Genomic DNA, 9435 nt, shown 5'->3' on the forward strand with positions numbered 1-9435 from the left:
CATCCAGACGGGAGCGGACCGCGCGAATCGTCTCGCGGGCGTTCTCGCCATCGCGCATGACCACGATGCCGCCGGTCACCTCGCCCTCGCCGTCCAGTTCGGCGATGCCCCGTCGGGGTGCGGGGCCACGACGGATATCCGCCACGTTCTCCAGCATCACTGGCACGCCATTGGCATCAATGCCCACGGGGATCAGACGCAGGTCATCCAGGCTCTGGATATAACCAGAGGCTCGCACCATGTATTCGGCTTCGGCCATTTCCAGCGTGGAGCCGCCGGTCTCGGCATTGGCCCGCTGGATGGCACGGCGCACCTGCTCAATGGGCAGGTTGTAGGCGCGCAAGCGATCGGGGTCCATGACCACCTGATACTGGCGCACCATGCCGCCCACGGTGGCCACCTCCGACACGCCGGGCACGGATTGCAATTCGAACTTGAGATACCAATCCTGCAGGGCACGCAACTGGGACAGATCATGCCCGCCCGTGCGATCCACCAGGGCGTACTTGTAGATCCAGCCCACACCGGTGGCATCCGGTCCCAGGGAGACGGTGACGCCGTCCGGCATCTGCCCTTCCACCTGACCCAGATACTCCTGGACCCGACTGCGGGCCCAGTAGAGATCGGTGGCATCGTCAAAGAGCACATTGATGAAGGCATCGCCGTACATGGAAAAACCACGCACGGTTTCCGCCCCCGGCACCGCCATCAAGGCCGTGGTCAGGGGATAGGTCACCTGGTCTTCCACCACTTCCGGCGCCAGACCGGGTGCCTCGGCACGCACGATCACCTGGGTATCGGACAGATCCGGAATGGCATCCACCGGCGTGTGCTTGACCGCATACAGACCCACCGCCCCGGTCACCAGCGCCAGAATCAGCACCAGCACCCGGTTGGCAATGGACCATCGAATCAGTCTCTCAATCATGTGTTACTCCAAGCCATGATCGGCTCTCGCTTGCTACGCCCGTAGGAGCGGATTCATCCGCGATGGGGCTAAACCAGCCTCTGTACCCGCCGAGGGCTTTATCGCGAATGAATTCGCTCCTACGAAGGTGGCGACATCAATGATGGGAATGATCCTCAACCCGACCATGCCCACCTCGGATGCTGGCTTCGGAATCGATCAGGAAGTGGCCGGATACCACCACCTCATCACCGTCCTCGATGCCATAGAGAATCACCACCCGGTCGCCGCTGACCATGCCGGGGGTGACTTCACGCACCCGGAAATGGCTTTCGTCCTCGCGAATGACCACCCGATTGGCCCGGCCGGTTCGAATCAGGGCCTCCAGGGGAATCACCACCCCTTCTTCCGACGGCGAGGCATGAATGGAGACCGCCGTCCACATACCGGGGCGCAGATTCTTGTCGCCGTTATCCACCGGCAAACGGGCGCGCAGGGAGCGAGTGCGTTCATCCAGAACCGGGTAGATATGGCTGATATCCGAATGGGCCTGCTCACCGGGGCTGAAAGGCAGACCGATCATGGCGTGCTGGCCCACTTCCACCCAGTCCGCCTGGGATTCAAATACATCGGCGATGACCCAGACGCTGGAGAGGTCGGCCAATTCCATGATTTCCAGGCCCGGCGAGACATACATGCCGTGGCGGACACCCAATGCGGTCACATAGCCGTCATGCGGTGCATACCAGGGAATGTACTGCTTCACCTCGCGGCTCTGATCGATGGTATCGATCACCGATGACTGCACATCCAGGGCACGGAGACGGGCGCGGGCCGCATTGATCACCTCGGAATCACCGCGCCGCAGTGCCTGCAGAAACTCCTCCTGGGCATTGACCAGTTCCGGTGAGTACAGGGTGAAAAGACGCTGGCCGGCTTCCACCCGATCACCTTCCGCAGTGACATCCAACGCCTGTATCCAGCCTTCCACCCGTGGGTGGATATGCTGGAGACGGGATTCGTCATAGCTCACCCGCCCCACCGTTTCGATGTGGCGCATCAGGCGACCGGTCTCGGCCGCCTGGGTGCGGATATTCATGGCCTGCTGAATCCCCTCTGGGACCATGACCTGATCGGGATCCATGTCATGATCGTCACGCGGCACCAGATCCATGCCGCAAATGGGGCAGCGACCCGCCTCATCCCGCTCCACCTGGGGATGCATGGGGCAGGTCCAGACACCATCACCATTGGCATGATCGTGATCGTGGTCATGTGCCTGATCATGGCCCTGATCGTGGCCATGGTCGTGGTGGTGATGATCGTGCTCATCGTCCTCGTCAGTGACCAGATCCATGCCGCAGATGGGGCAACGCCCCGGCTCGTCATCGGTCACTTCCGGATGCATGGGGCAGTACCACTCATCCCCATTGTCGTGCTCATGGTGATGATCATGGTCATGCCCGTGGTCATGGTGAGCATGATCGTCATCCTCATCCGATTGCACCAGATCCATGCCGCATTCAGGACAACGGCCCGGCTCATCGCTGGTGACCTCGGGGTGCATGGGGCAATACCACTTTTCATCACCGTCATGATCATGGTTGTGCTCGTGATGGTGGGCGTGGTCGTCGTGACCCTCATGATTGGCATGCTCATCACCACTGCCGCAGGCCACCAACGCGACCAGAATCAGCGTGGCAATGAATGCCTTGAATAGATTTGACAGTTTCATGGTCATTCCCCGGCCAGGTAATTCAGTTCAATTCGGCTGCTGTTCAGGCGCTGCTTCACTTCCAGCAAGCGCAGGCGGTAATCCAGCTCGGCTACCCGCGCACGGATGAGATCACGGAAATCCCCCCGGTCGGCACGGTAGGCGGAAAACTCAAGACTCACGCTTTCCGCCGCTTCATCCAGCAGACGTTCCTCGTACAGGGAGGCCAGCTGTTGCTGGCGCTGGTAGCGGGCGTATTCCCGCTCAAGCTGGCCCTGCATTTCGTGCAGGCGATCCATGCGGCGATAGTGATCGGCGCGAGATTCCGCACGCGCAGCAGAAAGCTCCCGGTCCTGACGATCGCGGGTAAACAGGGGCAGGCTGAACCCCACCATGAGCGAGGCCATGTCACTGGCGCGGCCATCATCCATGTCCCGGGCCCGCCGGTGGCCATAGGAGGCCTCGATCATCCAGGAGGGGCGATAGGATTGACGGGCAATCTCCACGCCCTTGTCGGCCACCTCGATCTGGCGCTGGGCGGCTTGCAGCAGCGGGTGATCGGGCAGGCGCTCAATCAGGGTATCGAGCGCCGCTAGCGCGGGAAGCTCACCCTCACCCGGGGAGATGTCCCGCGGCAGGGATCCCGTCCAGCGGACCAGCTCGGCCCGCGCCGCATCCCGTTCCTCCTCCAGCATCAGGATGCGCTCCTCCACCGCCGCACGCTCGAGACGGGCCCGCGACAGATCCCGCTGACTGCCCAGTCCACTTCGGTAGCGGCTGCGGGTAATGCTGACCAGCTCCTCGAAGTTTTCCTGTTCCTGCCGAGCCAGCTCCAACTGCCTGGTGGCATAGGCCCAGTCATTCCAGGCCAGCCGCAGTTGCCGTTTCACTTCCCGCTCTCTGGCCTGGTATTCGGCATCAACACCACGCCCGGCCAACTCCCCCTGTTCCCGGGAAAGCTGCCGGCTCTGGCCGGCCGGAAAGCGCTGGCGGACACCGACCATGACCATGGCCATCATGTCGTCTTCCAGGTCAAAGCTGTCCACGGGCAGATTGGAGAACCCCAGGCTCATCTCGGGGTCCGGCAGCGCGCCGGCGGACACGGCCCTGTCGCGCACGGCCTCGGCCCGGTGGGCCAGCTCCTCCAGGCCCGCGTCCCGGTCCAGGGCCAGGGCTTCGGCCCGGGACAGATCCAGGCGGTCAGTTGGCACTTCGGGGCTGTCGGCTTTCAGCGGGGACCAGGCCGAGGTCACGGTCAGTACCGCCACCAGTGCCACCGGCACCAGGGCATCAAACAGTCGAACTTTCATGGGGGTTCACCCTCTCGCTACGGCAAATACACAGACACCGGCAAACCGCCGGCGGTATCCGGTTCAGGCGAGGGGTTTATTCCAGGAAACGGCAGCACTCGAGATAGCGCTGCCGGGCATTGGGAAGGTAAGAGGGACTTCGGGGGCGCTCGGCAATCCGAGCCGTCGTCGGTGGCGGCCCGGTGGACAGCACCAGGGCAACGGCATCCGGCTGGGCGTCCCGATCCTGCTTGCGCTCGGAGGGAATCAGCCCATCCTCGCCACCGTTGCAGTCAGCCGCCTCAAGACAGGCCTCCCCGGCATGGTGATGGGGGCAGTCCATGGCCGCCATTTCATGGCAGTCGCCGGCCGCCGGTTCGCTCAGCGCCTCGACACAATCAGCCAGCACCGAACCGCTGAAGGCCACCAGGGCCAGCAGGCTCAGCATCAGGGCTGCCAGTTGTCGACGCGCATCAGTCATGCCCTTAGTATGAAATAATTCTGCCCCCGAGGCGAGTTCCTTCCTCCAGTCATGGGCAAAAACGCATGAGCAACGATCCCCAGGAAATCCGTCTGCACCTTCAGGGCATGAGCTGCGCCGGCTGCGTACGCCGGGCAGAGCAGGCACTGGCCGGCGTCCCCGGCGTGAGCGCGGTCAGCGTCAATCTGGCCACCGAGCAGGCCAGTGTCGAGCCCGGCGCCCCCGGCCCGGCCCTGGATGAACTGCTCGAGGCCACCCGCCGCGCGGGCTACCCGGCCATCGAAGACGAACTGGAGCTGGCCATCGAGGGCATGCACTGCGCCTCCTGTGTGGGCAAGGTGGAGAAGGCCCTGATGCAGGTGCCGGGCGTCATGGACGCCCGCGTCAATCTGGCCGCCGAGTCCGCCCATGTGCGCCTGTTGCGCGGGGCCGTGGCTGAGGGTGCCCTGGAGCAAGCCGTCGCCTCGGTCGGCTATACCGCCCATCGACGAAGCGAGGGTGACGACGATGCCGCCGAGGCCGAGCGCGAGGCCCAGCGGGGCAAGCTCAAGCGCAGCCTGATCCTCGCCGCCGCCCTGACCCTGCCCATCTTCATCCTGGACATGGGCGGGCATGTCATCCCGCCCTTCCATCACTGGCTGGCCGAGACCCTCGGCCAGCAGAACATCTATTACGTCTTCTTCGTGCTGGCCAGCATCGTGCAGTTCGGCCCCGGCCTGCGCTTCTACAAGCAGGGCCTGCCCACCCTGCTGCGGGGCGCGCCGGACATGAATTCCCTGGTGATGATCGGCACCAGCGCCGCCTGGGCCTATTCGGTAGTGGCCACCTTCCTGCCCGGCATCCTGCCGGAGGGCACCGCCCATGTGTATTTCGAGGCCTCGGCGGTGATCATCACCCTGATCCTCGCCGGGCGCTTCATGGAAGCCATCGCCAAGGGCCGCACCAGCGAGGCCATTCGCCGGCTGATGAAACTCCAGGCCAAGACCGCCCGGGTGATCCGGGATGGACAAACCCTGGAGCTGCCCATCGAACAGGTTCAGGCCGGGGATGAAATCCAGGTTCGCCCCGGCGAGCGGATTCCCGTGGACGGCGAGGTCATCGAAGGCCAGTCCCATGTGGACGAATCCATGGTCACCGGCGAGCCGGTGCCGGTGAAAAAGATTGCCGGGGACGAAGTCGTGGGCGGGACCATCAACGACAGCGGCAGCCTGCGTTTTCGCGCTACCCGGGTGGGCGGTGACACCGTACTGGCCCAGATCATCCGCATGGTGGAGCGCGCCCAGGGCGCCAAGCTGCCCATCCAGGCCCTGGTGGATAAGGTCACCGCCGTGTTCGTGCCCGTGGTCATTGCCGTGGCCCTGCTGACCTTCGCGGTGTGGTACTTCATCGGCCCGCAACCGGCTCTGAGCCTGGCCCTGGTCAATGCCGTGGCCGTGCTCATCATCGCCTGCCCCTGTGCCATGGGCCTGGCCACCCCCACCTCCATCATGGTCGGCACCGGCCGCGGCGCGGAAATGGGCACCCTCTTCCGCCAGGGCGAGGCCCTGCAGCGCCTGCGCGACGTGGATGTGGTGGCCTTCGACAAGACCGGCACCCTCACCGAGGGCGGCCCGGCCCTGACGGACATGGACATGCTCGAAGGCTTCGATGAGCAAGAGACCCTGGCCCTGATCGCGGCCGTGGAAGACCATTCCGAACACCCCATCGCCCGCGCCATCGTCACGGCAGCTCATGAACGGGGACTGGCGCTGCCCAAGGCATCGGACTTCGACAGTCTCACCGGCCGAGGCGTGACCGCCAACGTGGACGGCCGGCAGATCACCGTCGGCGGCCCCGGCCTGATGAAGGATGAGAAGGTGGACATTTCCGCCGTCCAGTCCCGCGTGGATGCCCTGGCCGATCAAGGAAAAACGCCGATCTTCGCCCTGATCGACGGGCAACTGGCCGCCGTCATGGCCGTGGCCGACCCCATCAAGGCCGATACCGCGGAAACCATCCGCCGCCTGCATGACCTTGGCCTGGAAACGGTCATGATCACCGGCGACAACCAGCGCACCGCCGATGCCGTGGCGAAAGAAGTCGGTATCGACCGCGTGCTGGCCGAGGTTCGCCCGGACGGCAAGGTCGAGGCAGTGGAAGCCCTGCAGAAGGAAGGCAAGCGGGTCGCCTTCGTCGGCGACGGCATCAACGACGCCCCTGCCCTGGCCCAGGCCGATGTGGGCATCGCCATCGGCAGCGGCACGGATGTGGCCATCGAAAGCGCGGACGTGGTCCTCATGGGCGAAGAACTGGCCGGCGTCCACCGCGCCATCCGCCTCTCCCGCGCCACCCTGCGCAACATCCGGCAGAACCTGTTCTGGGCCTTTGCTTACAACACGGCGTTGATTCCGGTTGCAGCCGGTGTGCTCTATCCCGTCATAGGAGTCCTGCTGTCGCCCATGTTCGCGGCCCTGGCCATGGCGGCGTCCAGTATCTGCGTGCTGAGCAATGCTTTGAGGTTGCGGCGGTTTGCTGTTTGAGAAAAAGCGGCCTCGCGCCAAGACGCGAAGACGCTAAGGAAATTCAAAAGAGGGAATTATTGCCTCGCGCAGAGGTACGCCAAGCATGTCGGCTTTGTTACTATGTAACGCCTCCAATCGCCCGATGATCTCGAGATCCCCATGAGCCGCCAATCCCCGCTGTTTCTTGCCGCCCTGGCGCTGCTATTCGTTTCAGGTTTTGCCGCCCTGGTGTATCAGGTGCTTTGGCTGCGGGAGCTGGGTCTGCTGTTTGGGGCCACGGCGCAGGCTGCGGCCGTCACCATTGCGGTGTTCTTCGCCGGGATTGCGGCGGGGGGCTGGTTCTGGGGGCGGCTGGCGGCGCGCTTTGAGCGGCCGCTGCTGGTCTTCGGGCTGCTGGAGATCGGGGTGGCGGCCACCGCGCTTTTGCACTTTGTGCTGGTGGATGCCTACCACGCCCTCTACCCGGCCTTTTATGCCCTGGCCGGGGACAATCTTGCCCTCAACACCTTATTGAAGGCGGCGCTGGCCTTTACCGTGCTGTTCCCGCCGGCCTTTCTGATGGGCGGCACCCTGCCCATGATGGGCCAGCACCTGATCCGCCAGCCGGAGGACCTGGGGCGGACCGGTTCCCTGCTCTATGCCCTCAATACCCTGGGCGGGGCGAGCGGGGCCTTTGCCGCGGCCTTCATCCTGCCCCTGGCGCTGGGTTTTGCGGGCGCCTATCTGCTGGCCATGGGCCTGGACCTGCTGGTGGGGGTGGCCGCCGTGCTGCTGGCACTGCGGCTGGGGCGTTTGCCGGCGCCGACGCCGGCGGATGCCGGTGCGAGCAGGGCCGCGCCCGCCCGATCGGTGGGCACGGGTTTTCGGCGCGGGCTGGTGTGGTGGCTGGCCTTTCTCTCCGGCTTTCTCACCCTGGCGGTGGAAGTGCTGTGGACGCGCATGTTTGCCCAGGTGCTGCAGAACTCGGTCTATACCTATGCGGTGGTGCTGATCCTGTTTTTGGCCGCGCTGGCCATTGGCGCCTCGCTGGCCAACCGCCTGGCGGCCCGGCGCCTGGACCCGGTGGCGGTGACCGCCGGGCTGCTGGCCTTGTCCGGGGTGGCACTGGCCACCACGCCGTTCAGCTTCCACGCCATCACCGACGGGCTGGCCTATCTGGGCCAGGACGACGGCTTTGTCCGCTACATCGTCAGTGTCTTTGTCCAGGCCGGTGCGGTGATGCTGCTCCCGGCCATCCTGTTGGGGGCGCTGTTTCCCTTCTTGCTGCGCGCCCTGGAGCGGGATGATGTGATCCCCGGCACGGCCATTGGCCGGCTGGTGGCGGCCAATACCGTGGGCGCGATCCTCGGTGCCCTGGTGGCGGGCTTCGGCATGCTCGCCCTCTTCGGCCTGTGGCCGAGCATTCTCATGATGGCCGGGGGCTATCTGCTGCTGGCGGTGGTCACCCTCGGGGTCCACCCCCTGCGCCACCGCCTGGCCTGGTCCGCGGCCTGCGCAAGCCTGCTGCTGCCGCTGCTGGTGGTGGACAGCAATCAGTTCAACCGCCTGCAGCTCGCCCCCAACGAACGCGTGCTGGAGCTGGTGGAAGGGGCCCATGCCACGGCGGCTGCCACCGAGCGGGACGGGCATCGTCTGATCCGGGTGAACAATTTCTACCGCCTGGGCGGGACCGGCGCCATGGATTCCGAGCGCAACCAGGCACGCATTCCCCTGCTGCTACACCCGGACCCGCAATCGGTCTTCTTTCTCGGGATGGGCACGGGGATTACCGCCGGGGCGGCGGTGGATTTCCCGGTGGCGGAGATCACCATCTGCGAGCTGTTGCCGGAGGTGATTCATCTCGCCGAGCGGCATTTCAATGAACCGGCCAAGGGCCTGTTTGACGATGAGCGGGTGCGCATCCGGGCCGAGGATGGACGTAACTGCCTGGCCGGTGATCGCCGGCAGCACGATGTCATCGTCAGTGATCTGTTCACGCCCTGGAAGGCCGGCACCGGCAATCTCTATACCGTGGAGCATTATGAGATCGTGAAATCCCGCCTGGCCGAGGGCGGGGTCTTTGCCCAGTGGCTCCCCCTCTACCAGCTCTCGCGACAGGAGTTCGAGACCATTGCCCGCACCGTGGCTTCGGTCTTCCCGCAGGTGGTGCTGTGGCGGGGCGACATGTATCCGCGCGGGCCCATCGTGGCCCTGGTGGCCTATGGCGATGAGACCGCCCTGCCGGTGGAGGCGGTCGAGGCCAACACCCTGGCCATGGCCGCACCGGGCACCGACCCGGAGGCCACCCTGGCTGCCTTGATGCGCTTTTATATCGGGAATATCGGCGACAGCGGAATGCTGAGCAACGGCCCACTCAATACTGACAACCGTCCTGTAATCGAATACGGGGCGCCGAGAACCCAGCGGGGCGAGGATGACTGGTTCGTGGGCATGGACCTGGCCCGTTTTTATGAAGCCCTGGCCGATGCGATGCCGCCGGGGCGGGATCCCTATCTCGAGCAGCTCAACGATCGCCAGCGCGGCTTTGTCACTGCCGGGCTGAG

The 9435-nt window shown here is 64.9% G+C and carries 6 protein-coding genes; 2 read left to right on the forward strand and 4 right to left on the reverse strand.

Annotation, left to right across the window (positions count from 1 at the left end):
* The 4 genes from ACJWXQ_RS04265 to ACJWXQ_RS04280 all read right to left on the reverse strand — a co-directional run.
* The coding region (locus ACJWXQ_RS04265) for an efflux RND transporter permease subunit (RefSeq protein ID WP_406672235.1) at nt 1-928 on the reverse strand (928 nt) is incomplete at its 3' end.
* 136 nt (nt 929-1064) lie between these two features.
* Nucleotides 1065-2642 carry an efflux RND transporter periplasmic adaptor subunit gene (locus ACJWXQ_RS04270; protein WP_406672236.1) on the reverse strand — a complete coding sequence of 526 codons (1578 nt, stop codon included), beginning with the start codon at nt 2640-2642 and terminating at the stop codon, nt 1065-1067.
* A 2-nt stretch (nt 2643-2644) separates the two neighbouring features.
* Entirely contained in the window at nt 2645-3931 is a 1287-nt protein-coding gene (locus tag ACJWXQ_RS04275; protein ID WP_346053183.1) for a TolC family protein, read from the reverse strand.
* Between the two features lie 76 nt (nt 3932-4007).
* Nucleotides 4008-4391 carry a hypothetical protein gene (locus ACJWXQ_RS04280; protein ID WP_346053185.1) on the reverse strand — a complete coding sequence of 128 codons (384 nt, stop codon included), beginning with the start codon at nt 4389-4391 and terminating at the stop codon, nt 4008-4010.
* Nucleotides 4392-4456: 65 nt separating this feature from the next.
* Between ACJWXQ_RS04280 and ACJWXQ_RS04285 the strand changes: the two genes are divergently transcribed.
* Together ACJWXQ_RS04285 and ACJWXQ_RS04290 are read left to right on the forward strand one after the other, a co-directional pair.
* Nucleotides 4457-6910: a heavy metal translocating P-type ATPase gene (locus ACJWXQ_RS04285; protein WP_346053187.1), complete on the forward strand. Its 2454-nt coding sequence runs from the start codon at nt 4457-4459 to the stop codon at nt 6908-6910.
* A 141-nt stretch (nt 6911-7051) separates the two neighbouring features.
* The coding region (locus ACJWXQ_RS04290) for a fused MFS/spermidine synthase (protein WP_406672237.1) at nt 7052-9435 on the forward strand (2384 nt) is incomplete at its 3' end.

Origin of the sequence: Natronospira sp., assembly GCF_007134575.1 — a bacterium.
GTDB classification, from domain to species: domain Bacteria; phylum Pseudomonadota; class Gammaproteobacteria; order Natronospirales; family Natronospiraceae; genus Natronospira; species Natronospira elongata.